14 protein-coding genes and 1 pseudogene are annotated in these 20,036 nt (G+C 60.5%); 4 read left to right on the forward strand and 11 right to left on the reverse strand.

Going from position 1 to position 20,036, the window contains the following annotated elements; all coding sequences use genetic code 11:
• Positions 1 to 114 precede the first annotated feature (114 nt).
• The gene (locus tag BW11_RS10715) at positions 115 to 1,056 is read left to right on the forward strand and encodes an AEC family transporter (RefSeq protein WP_043165786.1); all 942 of its coding nucleotides are present in this window, start codon (positions 115 to 117) and stop codon (positions 1,054 to 1,056) included.
• Between the two features lie 19 nt (positions 1,057 to 1,075).
• Here the strand turns inward: BW11_RS10715 and BW11_RS10720 are convergent.
• Positions 1,076 to 1,330 (reverse strand): annotated as a pseudogene (locus BW11_RS10720) (class C sortase); the annotation flags it as partial.
• Between the two features lie 522 nt (positions 1,331 to 1,852).
• Between BW11_RS10720 and BW11_RS10730 the strand changes: the two are divergent.
• Entirely contained in the window at positions 1,853 to 2,221 is a 369-nt protein-coding gene (locus tag BW11_RS10730; RefSeq protein ID WP_107043773.1) for a hypothetical protein, read from the forward strand.
• A 303-nt stretch (positions 2,222 to 2,524) separates the two neighbouring features.
• Here the strand turns inward: BW11_RS10730 and BW11_RS10735 are convergent, their stop codons facing one another.
• The 7 genes from BW11_RS10735 to BW11_RS10765 all read right to left on the reverse strand — a co-directional run bounded on the left by BW11_RS10735 (position 2,525) and on the right by BW11_RS10765 (position 14,322).
• Positions 2,525 to 3,526, reverse strand: a complete 1,002-nt coding sequence (locus BW11_RS10735) for a class C sortase (RefSeq protein ID WP_140445720.1) — start codon at positions 3,524 to 3,526, stop codon at positions 2,525 to 2,527.
• Between the two features lie 121 nt (positions 3,527 to 3,647).
• Positions 3,648 to 4,775, reverse strand: a complete 1,128-nt coding sequence (locus BW11_RS10740) for a hypothetical protein (RefSeq protein WP_140445721.1) — start codon at positions 4,773 to 4,775, stop codon at positions 3,648 to 3,650.
• A gap of 21 nt (positions 4,776 to 4,796) precedes the next feature.
• Positions 4,797 to 6,053, reverse strand: a complete 1,257-nt coding sequence (locus BW11_RS10745) for a SpaA isopeptide-forming pilin-related protein (RefSeq protein WP_140445722.1) — start codon at positions 6,051 to 6,053, stop codon at positions 4,797 to 4,799.
• Between the two features lie 127 nt (positions 6,054 to 6,180).
• Positions 6,181 to 9,582 carry a prealbumin-like fold domain-containing protein gene (locus BW11_RS10750; protein ID WP_140476374.1) on the reverse strand — a complete coding sequence of 1,134 codons (3,402 nt, stop codon included), beginning with the start codon at positions 9,580 to 9,582 and terminating at the stop codon, positions 6,181 to 6,183.
• Between the two features lie 280 nt (positions 9,583 to 9,862).
• Positions 9,863 to 10,600 carry an HAD family phosphatase gene (locus BW11_RS10755; RefSeq protein WP_181162609.1) on the reverse strand — a complete coding sequence of 246 codons (738 nt, stop codon included), beginning with the start codon at positions 10,598 to 10,600 and terminating at the stop codon, positions 9,863 to 9,865.
• A gap of 54 nt (positions 10,601 to 10,654) precedes the next feature.
• The gene (locus BW11_RS10760) at positions 10,655 to 10,855 is read right to left on the reverse strand and encodes a hypothetical protein (RefSeq protein ID WP_140445726.1); all 201 of its coding nucleotides are present in this window, start codon (positions 10,853 to 10,855) and stop codon (positions 10,655 to 10,657) included.
• 89 nt (positions 10,856 to 10,944) lie between these two features.
• Positions 10,945 to 14,322 (reverse strand): DUF5107 domain-containing protein, encoded by a 3,378-nt coding sequence (locus BW11_RS10765; protein ID WP_140445727.1) that lies wholly within the window; start codon positions 14,320 to 14,322, stop codon positions 10,945 to 10,947.
• A gap of 202 nt (positions 14,323 to 14,524) precedes the next feature.
• On the opposite strand from BW11_RS10765, the gene BW11_RS10770 reads away from it, so the two are divergent.
• On the forward strand, positions 14,525 to 15,397 hold the full coding sequence (locus BW11_RS10770) for an AraC family transcriptional regulator (RefSeq protein ID WP_181162610.1): 873 nt from the start codon (positions 14,525 to 14,527) through the stop codon (positions 15,395 to 15,397).
• A gap of 770 nt (positions 15,398 to 16,167) precedes the next feature.
• Positions 16,168 to 16,614, forward strand: coding sequence for an RbsD/FucU family protein (locus BW11_RS10775; protein ID WP_140445729.1), 447 nt, complete (start codon positions 16,168 to 16,170; stop codon positions 16,612 to 16,614).
• A 203-nt stretch (positions 16,615 to 16,817) separates the two neighbouring features.
• Here the strand turns inward: BW11_RS10775 and BW11_RS10780 are convergent, their stop codons facing one another.
• The 3 genes from BW11_RS10780 to BW11_RS10790 all read right to left on the reverse strand — a co-directional run bounded on the left by BW11_RS10780 (position 16,818) and on the right by BW11_RS10790 (position 19,948).
• Positions 16,818 to 17,714 carry a dihydrodipicolinate synthase family protein gene (locus BW11_RS10780; RefSeq protein ID WP_140445730.1) on the reverse strand — a complete coding sequence of 299 codons (897 nt, stop codon included), beginning with the start codon at positions 17,712 to 17,714 and terminating at the stop codon, positions 16,818 to 16,820.
• 129 nt (positions 17,715 to 17,843) lie between these two features.
• Positions 17,844 to 18,614 carry an amidohydrolase gene (locus BW11_RS10785; protein WP_043165793.1) on the reverse strand — a complete coding sequence of 257 codons (771 nt, stop codon included), beginning with the start codon at positions 18,612 to 18,614 and terminating at the stop codon, positions 17,844 to 17,846.
• A gap of 41 nt (positions 18,615 to 18,655) precedes the next feature.
• On the reverse strand, positions 18,656 to 19,948 hold the full coding sequence (locus BW11_RS10790; protein WP_043165795.1) for an MFS transporter: 1,293 nt from the start codon (positions 19,946 to 19,948) through the stop codon (positions 18,656 to 18,658).
• Positions 19,949 to 20,036: the final 88 nt, after the last annotated feature.

The raw sequence follows: 20,036 nt of genomic DNA on the forward strand, positions 1-20,036 counted from the left end.
GGGAACGTCCGGCTCACGGAAGGCGTCCACGGATGCGTTCGAGGACCGGTCAGTGAGATACGGCGGACGAATGCATGGCGATGTGCGAGTATGGGAAGCCGATAAGGGAGGAACATGCCAGGTCTACTTAGCGCGATGCAGGGCTTCTGCGTCATCGGCATCGTCATCTTCGTGGGGTATGTGGCGGCGCGTATGCGCATCGGCGGCCCGAGCGCGCAGATGGTGCTCAATCGGTTCTCGTTCTTCGTGTCGAGTCCGTGTCTGATGTTTGCGATCCTCTCCAAGGAGCCGATCTTCGACATCTTCCACCCGTCGATCATCGTCGCGTTCCTGTCGGCGATGCTCATCGGCGTGGTGTTCCTCGTGCTCAATCGCATGTTCTTCCATATGAACGCGGCCGATGCGACGATCGGCGCGCTCAACTCGCTGTACCTCAACTCGAACAACATCGGTCTGCCGATCGCCACGTACATCCTCGGCAACGGCGCGCTGGTCGCCCCGATCCTGGTGATGCAGCAGGCGCTGTTCACGCCGATCGGCCTGACCGCGCTGGACGTGTTCACCAAGGGCAAGGTGTCGGTCAAGGAGATCGCGAAGCAGCCGCTGCATCAGCCGCTGCTCATCGGCTCTCTGCTAGGCATCGTGCTGTCGGCCGTCAACGCGAAGACCGGATGGTTCATCCCGAACTACCTGTACGACCCGATCAACATGATCGGCGAGTCGGCCGTGCCGATGATCCTCATGGCGTTCGGCATGTCGCTGCACGGCACGAAGCCGCTGCAGCAGAAGGGCGATCGCCCGGCGATCTTCACCGTGGCGATCCTCAAGAACATCGTGATGCCGGTCATCGCGTTCCTGCTCGCCTACTTCATGATGGGCTTCCGCGGTCCGGAGCTGTACGCGTGCGTGGTGCTCGCGGCGCTCCCGACCGGCCAGAACGTGTACAACTATGCGGCCCGCTACAACGTGGGATTGACGTTCGCGCGCGACGGCATCCTGATGAGCACGCTGACGAGCCCGGTGTTCATCGCGGTGATCGCGTTCCTGCTGAGCTAGCGGCATCGGACGCGATGCATCATCGCTGAGTTGCGTGACGGATGTAGCGCGGGAGGGATTCCCCACGGCGACGGGTCAGTTTGATGACCGTGAATCCCGCGACGAGAATGCCGACGGTGACACCGATGGCGATGTCGCGGGCATCGTGGACGTCATGCGGGTCAGGAGCCGGAATCGGAATGGCGACGCGATGCCCGGAGATGAGCAGACGATGCGTGTTCACGCCGTACGGCGTACAGGTCATCAATGTGACCCGGTCCTCGCCGGGAAAAACAGTGACGAAACCCGAAACGCCGACTTGACGAAATGCACCGCAATCAGAAATCAACATGGATACCGCATTTATCCACATCGGTACAAGATCGATTGCAATAAGCAATACCCGTCACGATAGCCTCAGAAGCACCTACCACGCAATGGCGGGATCATCAATGACGATTGGAGCAACAGGCATGGATGACTATGATCCAATCTCGACACCATATTTGTATGACAATTGTCATACAATCTCCTATACTGGAGAATCAGAGGATAACGGAATCGAGATACACCCTCATGCATTGAGATCGCACCATCTGACACGCGAGCAGATCGAATCGGCGTTCGCCACGCGAATCGGCCCCGCTCGAATCAGATGGAGAGATCACAGTTCGGATCCGCCGCGATGGGCCGTTATCGGCTTTGACCAGCAGCGACGACCAATCGAACTGATGTACGTCGAGACCGCCGATCCGCGGCCACTAGTCATACACGCCAATTTCCTTACCAGAGGATTCTTCAAGGAATGGAGTCAGGCATGAACAGGAAGCAGTACATCGCCAAAGACGGAACGCCCATTACCGACGATATGGTGGAACGCTGGGCCAGCGAAGCGGAACATGGATTCACGAACTCGACCCTGACGCGCGAAGCCGACCCGTTTCCGCCAAGTCGCGTTGACATGCGCGCGCACACCATAAGAATCCCCGACGAACTGTGGCGACTGGTAGAGGCCGCGGCCAGTGCCAAGCACGTTACGCCAAGCGAATACACTCGACAGGCTTTGGGCGACAGTCTTGCGCAGTCAGGACTCACCCGCGAGCAGAAGGTTGCGATCTATGCGCAGACGCACGGATTAACGCAGGATGAAGCCGTGAACGCACTTATCGACAAGGCCCTGGCGTAGTTGAGGCGTAGCTGACGCATGCAGCGGCGCTCCGTCAATAATCAGTCGGCTGCCGTCATCATGTATCAGCAGAAAAGTGCCGGATGGGTATCGAAATTTTCGTTCCTTGGCGGTATGATGGGAGCATCGGCTTGGGGCTCGCTGATCGGCAAGACCGGGTCGAGGCGAGGTCGATTTCGCAGTGCCCTTCCTGCGGGAGTATCTGCGAAGGCATGGCGATGAGTGAACCGACGCCTGTCGCCCACCCGCCGCGGGGAATCATTCCCGATAAGCGTGCGTCAGTCCCGAATCGGACGCGATGCGTTATCGCCGAGTTGCGTGGCGGATGTAACGTGGGAGGGATGCCTCACGGCGACGGGCCAGTTTGATGACCGTGAATCCCGCGACGAGAATGCCGACGGTGACACCGATGGCGATGTCGCGGGCATCGTGGACGTCATGCGGATCGGGAGCCGGAATCGGAATGGCGACGCGATGCCCGGAGATGAGCAGACGATGCGTGTTCACACCGTACGGCGTACAGGTCATCAATGTGACCCGGTCCTCGCCGGGCACGATCCTCAGCAGCGAGGTATCGTCGGGGAGGATCACGGAGATGCGGTCGACCTCGTAGCCGAGGGTGCGATTCATCACTTCGATGTAGAAGAAGTCGCCCTTTTTGACCTCATCGAGGCGGGTGAACATCATCGCCTCCACCAATCCACGATGACCGGTGATGACCGAGTGCGTCGACTTGCCGCCGACCGGCAGCGACGTGCCGTACAGGTGACCGGCCCCCAAGCCCAGCACTCGTTCGGAGGTGCCATGGTAGATCGGCAGGTCGATCGACTGCTTCGGTACCTTGATGGCACCCATCACGCCGTTATCCGTGCGCAGCATGCTCTGATAGGTTTTGTCCTTCGCCGAAGCGGTGTCCTCGCCGCTTGCATGCGAGCCGCCCTGGGCCGCGGTGAACGGGTCGACGCCGCCTTCACCGAGTACCGGCTGTCCCGACTTCGCCAGTTTCTCGTTGTACCTGCGGGCGGCTTCGAGTGCGTCCTCGGTTTTCGCGTATGGCCAGCCGGCCACCTCACTCGCACTCGTCGCCGTCGTCTTGGCCAGTTCCATGCCGGACTTGAACTGAAGTGCGATGGGGAAACCGGCCACACCAATCGCCGCGACCAGCAGGAGCACGGTGACGACGCGCATGACAATGAGATTGCGCCTCAATCGCCTGCGCTCGGCGGTGATGTCGGAGACATCAATCGCCAAGGCGAAGGAGGGCAATTCACCCGCCTCGCGACCGCTCACAGACCTCACCGCCATATGCACCTCCTTCTGATGATCGAATCAAATTAGTCTATCCAATTATCTCATAACACAAAGAAGGATATACTATACTATTATACCGTCTAATTAATGAATAAATCTGTATTAATACCTTTAACTATAGATAATTATCAATCTTCTCAATCATCTGCAGTGCCGTCATCGCAGACTCATGAGCAGCATATTTTCTCACCGAGTCGCCTTTATGGCTATCGCCATAATCGGAAACACCTTTCACAACAACAAACGGAATATCGAAATACTGGCAGATAGAAGCAACCGCACCAGACTCCATATCTACACCAACCACTTTTCGGCTTGCTCTGCGAACCATTGACCAGCCATTGTCTCCGGAAATAACAAATTGACCTGAAGCAAAAGGAACGATTCTTATAGAATTCGGAAAATGCGACAGTCGCTCACCTGGCTTATTCCGATAATTCTCCAAGTGATTCATACCTTTAGCGGTAATTTTGCCGTTCGTTATCCACCCCTTTCTTATACAGTCATTATAAATATCAATCCAATAGGATTCACCATAATACTTAGCAGCAGCATCAAACGCAGGAGAACCAACAGTCGAGTAACCATTGCTCAATCTAGAAAGCCACCATAACCTGCCATATTTCTTTTCCATTTTACTATGGCGACTCGCGTCGTAAGCACCGGCAACCTCCTCTCCTACCGCACGCCATGCAGAATGAGTCATGTGACAAATTCCATCTAACATAAACCCATCATCTTTGATTTTACCTATATCATATTGATATATTCTATTCGAAATAAGAACATCCCCCATAGAAGCATCATTTCGATCAGCAGCACAGATACCAACCATAATGACCGCATCAGGCTCTAAAAGAGTAATCGTCGAAGATATTTTCACAGCCGCATTCGACGCCATATCACCAGCGCAATATGTCACAATCTCCACATCATGATGTACAAAGAAATTACTCCAGACTCTGATGAAGCCAAGGCTTGAAGCATATCGACTCTCTGCAACGGAAGAAAAAGGATGCGGCAACGGCAGAGGCCTCCCTTTTCTTTTACACTCTTTATCAACAATGCCCTCAAACTCTTTCATCTCATCCAAGAGAGCACTTACGACTAAAATACGCAGTTTTTTCTTTCCCTCATTCTCTTTCCTATTCTTCTTATCATCATCTTCAATTCTGCGATGCGGTAGGCTCATAATAACAATTCCCTTATTATAAAAGATGACCTCAAGAATACTTGAGGTCATCAAGAAAATGATCTATTACATTCAGTGCATCAGGGCGCGCTTGGTGGAGCGGGACTTGATGTAGATGGTCACTGCGGCGCCACCGAGGAGGGCGGCGACGGCGAGGAAGAGCGCGATGCCCGCGGCACCGGTCTTCGGGAGCTCGATGATCGAGGTGATGTTCTTATACTGCTGGTTGCCAGCATTACCGGTAAGGAGGCCACTGTTCGTCGGATCGGTGATGGTCACCGTCAGCGGCTTCGAGGGGTCTGTCTGATCGCCTTCAACCTTGACAATGAGCTTAGCGCGGTACTGCGCAAGGTATCCGTCAGGAACGGTGCTCTCGTAGACCAGATAGGTGCCGGGGGCCAGGTTGCTCAGCTTCACGATACCGTCTGCGGTAGTGGTGACCGTGCCGACCTTGTTGGCATCAGTCATGTTCTCGGGAGTGAAGGAGTCAGCATTGGGCTCGCCGGTGCCGGTCCACTTGTAGATATCGAAGGTTGCCCCAGCCAGACCGTTCTGATCACCGGACTTGGAACCGATCTTCTGGAACTGACCATTGGTGGTGCACTTGGTGGTCTGCTCCTGCTTGACGTTGGAAGCACCATCCTTGCCGAGGGACACCGTAATGGTTCCATCGCCATTGGTCACGTTGCTCAGCTTCGTGCCGAGCAGAATCGGCTTGATCTGGTGGTAGGTCACCGGGCAGTTGTTCGTGTTGACGGTGTAATCACCGCTCTTGTCGATGATCATGAACAGGCCCTGAGACTCCAGATCCACAGTGAGGTTATCACCATTGAGGGTTTCAGAATCAGCATCCGTTGCCTCTTTACCCAATTGAGTATTCACCGCATTGATGAAGTCACGCCAAGCCGGCTCCTTGTCCTGAGCAAAGGCAGAGGCATCCTGAGAACCAAGCCACGTGAACGGATCCTTGATAGGGTTGGTAGCGGCATCATAGCCAAGAGCATTGAACGCGTCAGTCAGCTTGGCCTGCTGCTCCGGAGTCAAAGCGGAGGTCAAATAATACTCGCCGTTGCTGTCCTTGGTGTAGTTGGCCAGCTTCAGGTAGGCGAACTGGCGCAGACCGTCAGAAGTCTTCGGATCCTTATCAGCCTTGAATTCGTCACCGGGAGCAGTGACATTCTGACCTTGCAGCGTCACGGTGGTTCCGTCCGGCACCGCGGCAACGGCCATGATGCCATCCTCCGCCTGAGCGCTGACTGCGCCCATGGCCATGCTGCCGAGCAGAGTGGCTGCGGCGGCGATTCCGGCGAACAGTTTCCTCATCTTCATGAGAAATCCTTCTTCCTTGTTTCTGTTGGTTACTGTTTTCTGCAATCGCGGAGGCCGGGGCTTAATCGCACAGAGGCTTTCGGCCCCCGCGATCCGCAAATCCTGTGTGGCTAGGCGATGATCCGCGTTACACGGTCAGCGCCTTCTCGCGTTCCCGGTTCATGACCGCCATTGCGAGCGCTGCCGCAATGATCAGGCCTCCGCCGAGGATCAGCCAGTCGCGAGCGGATCGGCCACCGGTGAACGGCAATGCGGACAGTACTTTCGTATTGATGATCGCATTGTCGGTTTCGCCGGCCCTGACCGGATCGCTCAGTGTTCCTCCGCCATCTCCGGCGGTGAACTTGGAGTAGAGCAGGATCGCCTTGTTATCGGCGGGTGCCGACTGATCGATCCGGAAGTAGTAGGTCGCATCCGACTTCACATACCCTTCGGGCGCCTTGGTTTCGACGAGTGTGTATACGCCCGGTTCGAGTCTGGCGACGGTGAACCGACCGGCCTTGCCGTCCTCGTCCTTCAACCCACCTTCGGGAACATCGCACGAGCCCGGCACGCAATCAGCGATCAGCCATGATTTGCCGTCCGCGGGCGTGGCCGTCGCGGAATCGATCATGGTGATCCGCCATTCGGCCCCACCGACGAGACTGGTGGTATCGGATGCGTCGACCTTCATCCATGACACGTTCGTGGGCGTGTTCGCGATCTGTCCGGTCTCGCCCTCGGCCCACTTCACCGTGCGATTGCCCGCCTCGTCGGTGCCGAGCGTCACCTTGTGTTCAGCGTTTGTCGGCATCCAATATCCGACGGGGGTCCTGGTTTCGGTCAGCGTGTACTCCCCGTCGGGGAATTTGTCCTTGTCGGTGATGTCGAGCGTGAACTTGCCCGGGTTCTCGTTTGTGTCCGAACCGGGGTCAGTGGCGCACTTGTCCTTGTCGACGCAATCCGAGATCGCGTTATACGTAGGCTTGCCGTTCGGGCCGACGAGCGTCCATTCACTACCTGTGATCGCGGTGTTCTGATCGTCGGTCTTCGTCCATTCCAGCTTGCCCAGAACCGACTTGTTACCGATGATGCGCCGACCGTTTTCAGTGGCGGTCACCTCGCCGAAGAGGTTGTCGTCGATGGGATTACCGGCAGCATCCTTCTTGGGGTATCCTTCCGCGTATTCGAGGTTCGGCTCCTTCGGGATGGAGTTGTTGGACACCGCCGCCTCGATCGTGAACGTGTACACGTTCTCGGTCTTCTGGAAGCCGTTCGGCGCACTTTTCTCGACCAGCGTGTATACGCCTGGCGCGAGGTTGTCGAGGCTGATGCCACCCATGTCCGGATCGTTGTCTCGCTGGCCGTTGTCGACGATGTCCACGGTCCACGTTCGTTCCCCATGAGCGGCCGGCGTACCGGTCTTCTTCCAGCAATCATCGGACACATCGCCGCCGGTGACCTGGCAGTCGGTCGGACGCATGTCCTCGTCGCTGTACGGGGTCTTGCCTTCGGGGAGGCTGACGGACAGCGTCCACGTGGATGATGTCTTGACCGGTTCCTTCTTGTCGGTGGATGAGTCGACCTTCTGCCAGCTCATCGAATACGGGGTGTCGAACACGACCACGCCGTTCGAGCCGAAGCCACCACCGGACAGGCGGGAGCGGTTGCCGTTGATGGTGATCTGCGCGGATTTCTTCGCATTGTCCTTCAGCTGCTGCTGTTCGGCGGCATTACCCCTGACCGTTGCCTTGAATGCGACGCCGGTCTGGAAGGCCCCCGGCGTATTGCCTCGCGTCAGGGTGATCAGGCCGGGGTTCTGCTCCTCGCCGTGATGCGTCACGGTATCGGCAAGCACTGCGTCTCTTCCCTGGTCCTTGAACCAGGAATCCGCGAATCCGGAGGATTCCTTCAGCGGAGTATTGTCCCAGTTCCAGGTCACGGCAGGGTTGTTACGGTCGGTGAACCACGTGTTCATCAGCAGGAACTGGTTATCGCCAAGACTCTTGAAGTTCGGGTTCATGATCGCCAGATCGTGGCCGGCGTACGTGACCTGGTTCTTGGCCGGATCATCCGTCGGCAGGTTGCTCGAATTCGCGTCGAGGCTCGGCTTCACGTCATTGTCGAACAATGCGATGTTGCCGCCCTTGGATGCGGTGGAGTTACCGGACGGACAGAACCACAGGCCGCCGCCGAAGTGGCCGGCGGTGTTCTCGAATGCCACCGTTTTGCCGACATACGTGACGGTGTTCTCCTCGGTGTAGATTGCCCCACCCAGATATCCGGACGTGTTGTCCGCATATCTGCCGCCGGTGATGGTCGCAGTGGATTTCATCATCAGGAAGATGGCTCCGCCGGCACCGCCTCGCTCGATGGCCTCATCGGCCTGACCGGACGGTTTTCTGATCATGGCCCAGTTGTTCTCGAACAACGGGGTCGAGCCATCGATGCCGTTCTTGACGGCCAGCGCGCCACGGACCCAGATCACACCGCCACCGGAATACGCGGCGGAGGATTTCTCGCCGTTGCCGGTGAACCTCACATTGCCGCGAACCGTCAATGAAGCCTCTGCGCCATTCTTCTCCATGTAGATCACACCGCCACCGGAACGCGGACCACTGCAGGGAGCAAAGGACTCGCGAGTGCATTCGCCCGGATTCTGGACATTGTTCTCGAATACCGTCTGCTTGGCGGAGGTTCCGCTGATCGTGGCCGTAACACCGGAATACAGGTAGAAGACGCCACCGGCACCGCCGACCTGCGACTCGTTGCCCGAAAAGGTTCCGCCGGACACGTTCAACACGCCGCCGTTGACATATGCGACGCCACCGCCCATAAGCGGTGCACTGTTGCCGTCGTACGCGTACCCTTTGCTGACATTGCCGGTGAACCTGCCACCGGTAATGTTCAGCGTGCCGTGCTCACTGCGTATCACACCGCCGGCCCAGGCGGTGTTGTTCGTAAAGGAGCCTCCATTGATGACGGCGGTGCCGTTGTTGAAGACCAGAGTGCCTCCACCGGTACCGTCCTTGGAGATGTCGATGCCATCGAAGGTACCGCCGTTGACGGTGAACGTCGCCCCTGCAGCCGTGTAGGCGAAATTGCGTCTGCCATTGCGATAGATGAAGGAGTCGTCGCCGACCGCGGTGCCAATGCTCAGGGATGCGCCACCCTGCACCAGCATGAACGCACCGCCCTCCCCGGCTCCGGTCAAGGTCGGACCGTCCACGACGGCGGAGGTCAGCGTGATGTCCTTGGTGATCCGAATAGTCGATGTCGAAGGAACGGTGATGGTCTTGGTGATGGTGACGAGACCGGATTCGGCACCGCCGGCGCACTTGGTCAGCGTATCCCAGTCCTGCACATCCGTGCAGCCGGCAATGGGCGCAATGCTCTGACGGGACTGGACCTGAGGGGATGGCGAAGAGATCGCTGCAGCACTGGCGGGAGCTGCAGACACGCTTACGGCTGATCCAACGCTGGCCACAATGCCAAGCGCGGCCGCCGCCACCATGCCGACGAGTTTCGGCCATGCCCCAATGCCGTTCATTCAGTCCTCGTCCTTCTTTCGGTGCCACAGATTTCCGTACCTGCAGATCCGCTCAATCAGCCCATCACGACCGTGAACGCTCACAATCGCGTCTGCAGTCAAAGCAATCCACGAAGATCGTCAACCTGAAACCTGCCATGGTTTCGACGATATGCGCGGACACCTGCGACAACATAGGACCTCTATGTGCGGAACAGCATGCACACCACTTGGCTTTATACCCCCCCCCCCCGCAGGGTTTGTCAAACCGGACTGTCCGCTTCACGGTTCGGCATCGCGATTATCGCGTTCCTGCTGAGCTGACCGGAAGACCGATCAGTCCGGCGGCCTCGATCAGCGAGGGCGCGACCGGACAGCCCAGGTCGCGCGGCAACGGCACGCGCGCGCATGCCTCCACGCCGACCGCTTGCGCCCCGGCGGCGAGCGCGGCCGTCAGCCCGCTCGCCGAATCCTCGAAGACGAGACAATCACGCGGGTCCACGCCGGCGAGACGTGCGCCCGCGAGGTAGGGCGCGGGGTCGGGTTTGTGCGCGAGACCGTCGTCGCCGGCGACGAGTCCCACAAACGTGCCGGCAGGCGCGGCGGCGATGACGCGTTCGCCGAGCGATCGCGGCGAGCCGGTGACGAGGACGGAGGGGATGCCGGCCCCGCGCAGGGCGAGCATCATCGCCCATGCGCCCGGCGCCCACGGCACGCCCGTCGCATGGCTGCCGGCACCGGCCTCGTACCTCACCGTCACGTCGTCGATGAGCTCGCGGATGATTCGATCGGCGTCGAGCCGCACGCCCGCCTCGCGCAGCACCTGCGCGCAGACGGGCAGCGGCGCCGCGGTCATCGCGCGGCTCAACGCGTCGTTCCATGTGACGCCGTGGCGTTCGGCGCACTGGCGTTCGGCCGCCACCCACATCGGATCGGAGTCGACGAGCGTGCCGTCGAGATCCCACAGCACGGCCTGCGGCGTGAACCCGCCGGCCCCGCGCGGCGAACCGCGGCCGACCATCCCATTCACGATTCCCATATCCTCACCATACCGTTCCGCTTGGCGCACGCCCGTCATGCTTGTGGCAGCAGCTCACGCCCGGCGCAGCATGGACCTGTGCACCGGCACGATCTCCACCGATTCGAGCGCGGCGGTCTGCCCGTCGGAGCGTTCCATGCGCGCAGCCATCGCGGATTCGACGTTCACGTTCGCACCCTCGCGGATCGGCGCGATCGTCAGGACGAGACAACCGCGTTCGGAGACGAGCAGGTCCACGCAATCGCGCAATCCCACCTCCCACACGTCGCCGTTCGCGAAATTGTCGTCGACGAGCGTGCCGCCGCACCACAGCCAGCCGATGTCGCAGTGATGTCACAGCGCCGTCACAGCGTGTGGCGGTCGGCGATCTCGTCGGCGAAGAGGTTCGCCTGGATGTGGCTCGGGTCGAGCCCGCGCGCCTCGTCGAGGAAGCGAGCGGCCGCAGCCTTGTCGCCGGTGCCGATGTTGGCGAGCGCCATCAGGTACAGGCAGTGGATGCGGTTCATCCTCGTATAGTCGTTCTCGAAGATGAGGAAGTCGGGCAGCGAGACGGCGAAGTAGTCGATCTTGACCTTATCGTCGAGATGCTGCTCGCCATAGTCGAGCAGACGGTAGAAGCGGGCGTTGGCCGGACCGTCCTCGCCGAGCGCCTTGTGGGCGAGACCCTGGAAGAGGATCATCTCGGCCGGCTGGTCGTTGTAGTACATCGCGCCCTTCACTTCGTCGGGGCCGATCGTGGCCTGTCGGAATTCGGCGCGGGCCGCATCCTCGTCGCCGAGGGCGCGTTCGACGACGCCCAGCAGGTAGTGGATGTCGTTGTCCTTCTGGCCTTCGAGCTTGCCTTCGCCGAGGTTCTCCGGGTAGACGAGCGTCTTCACGAGCAGTTCCTTGGCGTGGGCCCAGTCGTCTGCGGCCATCGCGTCCTTGGCGAGCAGCGTGAGCGCGATGCGGTACTGCGCGGTGATCTTGCCTTCGCCGCCCTCCCACGGGTGGAAGCGGCGCCGACCCATGAGCTCGTAGGCCTTCGCGTAGTTGCCGGCGAGGTTGAGCACGGTGAGGTACTCGATGTACAGGTCGTCGCGTTCGGCCACCACGTCGAGGTGACGCTCGAATTCGACGAGGCGCTGCGCGTAGGTCCATCCGATCTTGCGGTGCAGCTGGTCGAGTTCAAGGAACACGCGGGCGTCGGATTCGTCGAGTCGGTACGCCTCTTCGATCTCGCGTTCGGCGGATGCCGCGTCGCCGCGCTTGTTGTAGTAGGCGAGCGCGAGGTTGCGGTGCGCGGTCGGGAACGTGGGGTCGAGGTCGCGCGAACGCTCCCACAGGGCGATGGCCTTGTCCGCCTGGACCTTGTCGTAGTACAGGCATCCGAGGTAGTACGGGGCCTTCGCACCGTTCACGGTCTCGATGGCGAGGCTCAGCGGGGCGATGTCCTCGAGCTTGTTCGGGAAGCAGTAGTCGGACGGGCAGGCTTCAGCCTCCTCGAACGCGGCGCGCGCTTCGTCCGTACGGCCGAGCTGGGCGAGGTAGTAGCCCTTGTAGTAGTTGACCATCGGCTGGCGCTGGTCGGCGAGATCGAGTAGCGCCAGCGCCTCCTCGTATGCGCCGAACAGGGCGTAGTCGCGGGCGACCTGCAGGTGGTTCTGGTGGAATCCGCGCATGAGCCGCGCAAGTTCCGCGCCGGCTTCGGTCGCGGCCGCGTTGTCGCCGGCGGAGTGCGCGGTGAGCACGCGCTCGTAGCCGGACACGAAGTCGAACGCGTCGATGCCGAGGTTCTCGTCGAGCGCCTCGGCGGCCTCGTCAAGGCGGCCGAATCGGCGCAGCAGGTACGCCTTGAGGCCGCGCGCCTTGATGTTCATCGTGTTGCGGGTCAGCGCGGTCTGCACGTAGTCGAGCGCGTCGGCGAGGTCGCCGCGGCGCGTGGCGATCGCGGCCATGTAGAGGAAGGCGCGTTCCTTCTGCGTGTCGTCCCATGTGGCCTTGTAGAACGCGTCGAACGCCTTGTCCGTGTCGCCTTGGTAGAAGAGCGCGAGTCCGAGGTTGTAGTGAGGTTCGGAATCGTACGGCTGGGTGTTGTGTTTGGTGAGGCGCTTGATGGCGGTGCGGAAACGCTGTTCCGCGCCGGCGAAGTCGCCGCGGCGCAGCAGGAGCCGGCCGTACGCGTTGTTGATGCGCGCGTCGCCCGGATCGCGCTTGAGTCCTTCAAGATAGTACGGGTCGGGCATGTAGGTGGCGTGACGGTACTGTTCGAGGTGCATACCGGCGAGGAACAGCTCCTCGTTGGTGAGGATGTGCTCCGGCTCGTCGGCGGCCTTCGCCGGTTCGGGCAGTTTCTCGATCTTCGCGGGCTGCGGCGTGTAGTCGATGAGCGTGCGGCCGTCGGCGGCGGTGACGGCGGCGGTCACGTCGCTTGCGGCGGCGTCGCCGGTTTCGAATTCGGCGCGCACGGTGTCGTTCGGGCTAAGGCGGCCGTTCCACGCATACAGGACGCGGCCGGTGCGGTCGTCGGTCACGGTGACATGCGCGTCGTCGAACACCTGCGTCGCGTACACGGTGACGCGGCCCTGTCCACCCGTGAGTCCCTGCGCTTCGATGCCTTCGGTCTCGCCGGCCGCGCCGAACGTGTCCTCCGGTCCGATCTCAAGGTTGACGGCCGCTTCGATTGAGGCGTTCTTGACCTGGCCGACGGCCTTGTACGGCATGAAGTACTGGGTGAAGGTCTTGCCCTCGTACGGCTTGAGCCAGGTGAAATCAGGCTGGTTGTCGGTGAAGACGCCGGTCATGAGTTCGACGTACGGGCCGTTCGCGTCGGTCAGGTTGCGGTCCCATGCGCGGCCGAAGTCGCCGTTGCCCCACGTCCACTGCTTCTTGCCCGGGGAGACGTGGTGGTCGGCCACGTGCAGGATGCCGGCACCGACGCCGAAGTCGTAGCCGCCGACGAAGTTGTAGTCGGAGTGCGCGGCCATGTAGCTGGTCGGTACCGGCACGTTCTTGTAGCGTCCGATGTCGACGCCTTCGGAGTAGTCGTGCTTGTAGTAGGTTCCGGTGGCGATCGGGTAGCGGGAGACGTCGCGCTTGCCGTGATCCATGACGGCGGTCACGTCCGGCGGCATCACGGTCTTCGTGTGGTCGTTGACGGGCACGGCCGGGTTCGCCCACCACAGGAAGGTCTGCGGCAGAGGGGTGCCGTTGTACAGTTGCACAGTGATCTCGATGTACGCCTTGCCGGGGTGCAGCGCGATCGTGGTGACGACCTGCGTGCCGTACATCTGGTCGGTGTCGTGGCATTGGACGGCCTTGCCGCCGTCGGCGAGGTCCTCGACCTTGTAGTCGACGGGCAGGTAGGTGGTGGGGCGGTGGTGCTGCGGCCAGTTGAATTCGATGCCGCCGGAGATCCACGGTCCGGTCAGGCCCACGAGCGCGGGCTTGATGACGTCGTTGCGGTACACGAAGTCGTAGTCGTTGGTCTTGTCCTTCGCGTACTGGATGCGTCCGCCGAGTTCGGGCAGGACGGTCACCTCGAGGTATTCGTTTCCGATGATGACGGCCTTGTAGTCCTTGTCCTTCTTCTCGTCGCTGATGGTCTCGATGACGGGGTACGGGTACACGCGGCCCGAGCTTCCCTGGTAGACGCGCTTCTCGATGAATTCGGGGTTCTTGTCCGCCGCCCCGATCTCGTAGGTGGGGATCGTGATGACGGTGTCCCTGATGGTCACGGCCATGGTGGTGCTCCTTCGTTAGATGCTGCGGCCTTTCGCCTTTGCATGATTAATGTATTGATTACTTGCCTACAAGACTAAAGCGGATTTTCAATGATATTTGCTGTTTTCCTGCTTTCCAATATAGAAAAATTGCGGACGCAAAACCATGTGGCCGCAGGTACACTTAAGGAACACGCGAGCACACGAGAGAAGGAGACCCCGCATGAAACCAGCTGAACACGGCATCCTCAACGAGGGCTCTGACTTCTATATCTACACGCCGAGCAAAACCGCGATACGGACCTTTCTCTACCCCCTGCGCGTCGGTTCATTCCACTACGCGGCCGGGTACCGGCAGGAGCGCAACTCCTTCGACAGCTTCCTGCTGATGGCGATCCGCCGAGGCTCGTTCGACGTCACCACGCCGCACGGCACGTCCCATGCCGCGAAGGGCGATTTCATACTGGTGAACTGCTACGCGCATCATTCCTACAGCACCGACGAGCCGAGCGACGTGCTGTGGATGCATTTCGACGGCCCGACGGCGCGCGCCTACTATGAGCTGATCGTCTCCCGCCTCGGCACGGTGTTCTCGTTGAAGGACCCCAGCTACGTGCTGACACGCCTCGGCAACATCTACGGCACGTTCCATTCCGGCAAGCGCATTTCGGAACCGCAAATGGCGAAGTACATCACCGACATCCTCACCGAGTTCGCGATGGCGGCGGCCGATTCCGGCGCTTCGGAGCAACGCCAGCCGCACGCCATCGAGGATGTGCTCACCTACATCGCGAACCATCTGGCCGACCCGCTGCCGATCGGCGATCTCGCGTCCCTCGCCCATATGAGCGAATACCATTTCATCCGCGTCTTCAAGAAGGAGACCGGGTACACGCCGCACGCCTACATCGTGGACGCACGCATGCACGCCGCGAAGTACATGCTCATCAACTCGGACCTGCCGCTGAAACGACTGTGCGAAGAGTGCGGCTTCACCGATGCCAGCTCGTTCTGCGCCGCCTTCAAACGCAAGAACGGCATCTCCCCCATCGAATTCCGCCGTCAGGCGCAATCGCCCGTAACAGCGGATTACTGACGGGGAGCCGAAGCGCTCTCCGAACCGCACGTTATCAACATACATATCCACATCCATGCACAGCATCGCGAACCGATTGGACCACCGATTTTTGACGCGGTAGCGTCGGCAGATATCCGACGACAACGCAGAGACGCGGCGTCGGACTCTCATGACGATACGGATTGGAACGAAGAAGCATGAGCCACGACGACAATAACACGTATGACAATCGTCATACAGCCTGTTATACTGAGGAATCGAACAAAGACATTGAGATACATCCCCACGCGCTACAGGCGCACCATCTGACGCGCGAGCAGATCGAATCGGCTTTGACCAGCAGCGACGACCAATCGAACTGGTGTACGTCGAGACCGCCGATCCGCGGCCACTAGTCATACACGCCAAGCACGTTACGCCAAGCGAATACACTCGACAGGCTTTGGGCGATAGTCTTGCGCAGTCAGGACTCACCCGCGAGCAGAAGGTTGCGATCTATGCGCAGACGCACGGATTAACGCAGGATGAAGCCGTGAACGCACTTATCGACAAGGCCCTGGCGTAGTTGAGGCGTAGCTGACATATGCAGCGGCGCTCCGTCAATAATCAGTCGGCTGCCGTCATCACGTATCAGCAGAAAAGTGCCGGATGGGTATCGAAATTTTCGTTCCTTGGCGGTATGATGAGAGCATCGGCTTGAGTCTCGCTGATCGGCGAGACCGGGTCGAGGCGTCGGGGCGAGGCAGCCTGCGGACGCGAACGCGAATAGGCACGAGCAAGGAGGCTTCATGCTCAAAGGTATTCCGAAGATCATCCCGCCGGAACTGTTGAAGGTGCTGTGCGAGATGGGCCACGGCGATCAGCTGGTCATCGCGGACGGCAACTTCCCGGCCGAATCGATCGGCAAGAACGCGATCGTGGTGCGCATGGACGGCCACGGCGGCGACGAGATCCTCAAGGCGATCCTGACGGTCTTCCCGCTGGACACCTACGTGGACAAGCCGGTCACCCTGATGGAGAAGGTGCCGGGAGACACCGTCGCCACCCCGATCTGGGATGTATACGCGGACCTCATCAAGGAGCATGACGAGCGCGGCGCCGACGCGATCGGCTCCCTCGAGCGCTTCGCGTTCTACGAGCAGGCGAGGAAGGCGTACTGCGTGATCGCCAGCGGCGAATCGGCGCAATACGCGAACCTGATCCTGCAGAAGGGCGTCGTGTTCAACGCCGAATAACGGCATGCGCGACGGATCCTACGGGATCGGACGAAAACGCGTCCTCCGAACGTCATATAACGTTCGTTCCCCTAGGATCGAACGAAAACATAGTTCCTAAAAGACGCAAAACGTCCGATCCTATAGGATCGGACGTTTTGTTTTGCCGGACCAGCACCGCCTCCCCCTGACAGGGGGAGCCGGGAACGGGCCGGCCGTTGAGGTCAGCTGTCGAGGATCTGCCGGATGGCGGCGTACTGGGCGTCGGTGAGCTGGACGGCGGGCTCGCGGATCAGGGTGGAAATCGGCAGCCCCTTGGCCTTGACGGCGCCCTTGATCGCGGAGACGAACAGGTCGGACTGGTCGTAGAGCGCCATCAGGTGGCTGATGCGCTGGGCGGAGCGGATCGCGGTGTTGTAGTCACCCGCCTCGTAGGCGGTGTGCAGGTTGGAGAAGGTCTCCGGCTCGACGTTGGTCATGCCGCAGATCACGCCGTCGCCGCCGGAGACGCGATTGACGAGATAATACTCGTCGAATCCGGAGAACACGGCGAATCGCGGATTGACGGCCTTGACCGCGCGGATCACCTTGCGCGTGTGGCTGATCGTGTCGACCGTGTCCTTGATGCCGACGATGTTCGGATACTCGGCCGCGAGCTCCGCCACGAGCTCCGGCGTCAGGTCGGAGCCGGTGCGCGGCGGGAAGTTGTAGAGGATCACCGGAATGTCGACGGCGTTCGCGACCGCGCCGAAGTACGCCTTCGCGCCTCCCGCGGTGGGGCCGAAGTAGTACGGCGAGACGACGACGAGCGCGTCGACGCCACTGGCCTCGGCGGCGCGGGAGAAGTCGAGCACCTTGTCGATGTTCGTGTCACCCACGCCGGCGAACACCTTGATGCGCCCGCCCACATGACGCACGACGAAGTCGACGACCTCCTTCTTCACGTCGAGCGGGAAGGCGTAGAACTCGCCGATGCTGCCGAAGATCAGCACGCCGTTGACGCCTGCCTCGATGAGGTGGTCGAGATGTCTGCCCCAGTTCTCGTAGTCGATGGAGCCATCGTCCCTGGTGATGGTGATGGAGGGGCAGATGATGCCCGAGAATACGGCGTTGTCCGTCATGTGATTCCTTTCAATATGCGTCAATATGCGTCCATATGCGTCCATATGCGCCGAGGGGCGGCGGAACATCGGTTCCAACCGCCCCTCGGCACCGAATGGTTATGCAATGGTTACATGGTTATATATAGGCTACGCCTCGATGCCGTAGGCGCGGCGGGCGTTGTTCGCGAAGAAGTCCTCGTCCTCGCCGAACGTGTCCAGCATGAGCTGGAAATGCGCGGCGAAGGTCGAGTTCAGTTCCACGACCGGCCAGTTGGAGCTGTACAGCACCTTCTTCGGGCCGAACGTGTCACGCACGTACTTCACGATGTCCGGGTCGACCGGGTTGTCGCCGGAGACCTTGATATAGGAGTTCGGCAGCCCCGCGAGCGCGGTGAGCGCGGCCTTCGTGTCGTCGTCGAGTCCCGGCGCGTTGCCGAGGTGATCGACGATCACCGTGACCTGCGGCACCTGGCTGAACGCCTTGGCCATGTCGGGCAGTTCGGCGCCGCGATTGCACAGTTCGAACGGCAGCCCCTTGTCGGCCATCGCCTCGAGTCCCTCGATGAACGAGGTTTCGAGGCAGCGGCCGCGCGGTTCGGAGTCGACGTGGAGCGGTTCGCGGATGCCGTCGGCGTTGATCGGGATGCGCATCCAGGGACTCACGTCGCTGCGAAGCATGCGCTTGAGGATCTTCGGGGACGGGTTCTCGAACAGGAGGCGATCCTCGAGCTCATGGTCGGCCGCGTCGACCTCCACGTACACGCCGCCGAGGAAGTCGACGCCGAACTTTGCGTATTCGGCTTCGAGGTCCTCGACCGTGTACTTGTGCTGGAGGGCGGGCAGTCCCGCGAGCCACGGCAGATCCTGCGTGTCCGGATCCCAGATGTGGAAGTGGGAGTCGATGACCTTCAATGCCATGATGGGTTACCTTTCGATCAGACGATCAGTCGATCAGTCGATCAGGCTGCTTCCTTGAGGCCGATCTTGCAGCCCCAGAAGGCGTACCAGACCAGGAACAGGAACAGCGGGACGGTGCACCAGAGCATGACGTTCATGCCGCCGGCGTCGGTGATCGCGCCGTAGATGAGCGGGATGATCGCGCCGCCGACGATGGACATCGTGATCAGGCTGGCGCCGGTCTTGGCCGCGGCGCCCTTGAGCTGGGACAGGGCGAGGGCGAAGATCGTGCCGTAGGCGATGGACATGAAGAAGTACAGGGCGATGAACGTGATGACCGAGACCTTGCCCAGACCCATGGCCGTGAGGATCACGAGGATCGTGGCGCCGATCATGTAGACGCCGAGGATCTTGCCCGGGTGGAACTTGGTCATGAACGGGGTGGTGACGAATCGGCCGATCGCGAACATCAGGGTGAGGATGGCGAGGAACGTGGCGGCCGTACCGGCGCTCATGCCCTCCCACTGCTGCTGCGCGAAGGTGGAGAACGTGGAGAAGCCGATGGTCTGCAGACCCACATACACGAATTCGGCGATGACGCCGAGGACGACCCACGGCTTCCTGAGCAGGGCACCGATCGAGCTGTCCTGGGCCGAGCCGCCGGAGGCGGCCTCCTCCTCGTCGCCCGGAGGCGAGGGGAGCTTGGCGAAGACGAACACGGCGAGCACGACCGCGAGGATGATGCCGATGACGATGTAGAACATGCGGGTCTGGCCCATGAAGGCGATCTTGGCCTCGTCAAAACCGGGATCGCCCCTCTTGACGGATGCGGTGTTGCCGAGGATCATGCCGAGGATCAGCGGGCTGACGACCGAGCCGACCGCATTGAAGCTCTGGGCGAGGTTCAGGCGGAACGATTCGCCCTTCTCATCGCCGAGCTTGGTGATGTACGGGTTACAGTTCGCCTCGAGGGAGGCCGCGCCGAGGGCGATGACGAACATCGCGAACAGGAACAGGCCGTAGCTGAGCGAAGTGGTGGCGGGGATGGTCAGGAACGCGCCGATCACGAAGAAGATCAGGCCGCAGATCATGCCGCCCTTGTAGCCGAAGCGCTTGGCGACCATCGTCGCCGGGATCGCCATCACGAAGTAGGCGCCGAAGTAGGCGACCTGCAGCAGCGAGGATTCGGTGCTGTTGAGATTGAGGTAGACGGCAAACGGATCACGGATGGCGCTGACGAGGTTCATCGCCAGACCCCAGATGAAGAACAGCAGCGTAACCAGCGCGAACGCGATGATCCAGGTCTTGCCGCCCGAGGTCTTCGACGCCGATGTCGAGGAGGATGGGGATGACATGGTTCTTTCCCTTTCTTTTCTTAACTTATTGACTTCTAAATGCCACGCGGTAAGAGGCACAGCCCCGGGTGGGGCCGTGCCATTATAA

The organism is Bifidobacterium sp. UTCIF-38 (genome assembly GCF_006454495.1).
In the GTDB taxonomy this organism is placed as follows: Bacteria; Actinomycetota; Actinomycetes; order Actinomycetales; family Bifidobacteriaceae; genus Bifidobacterium; species Bifidobacterium callitrichos.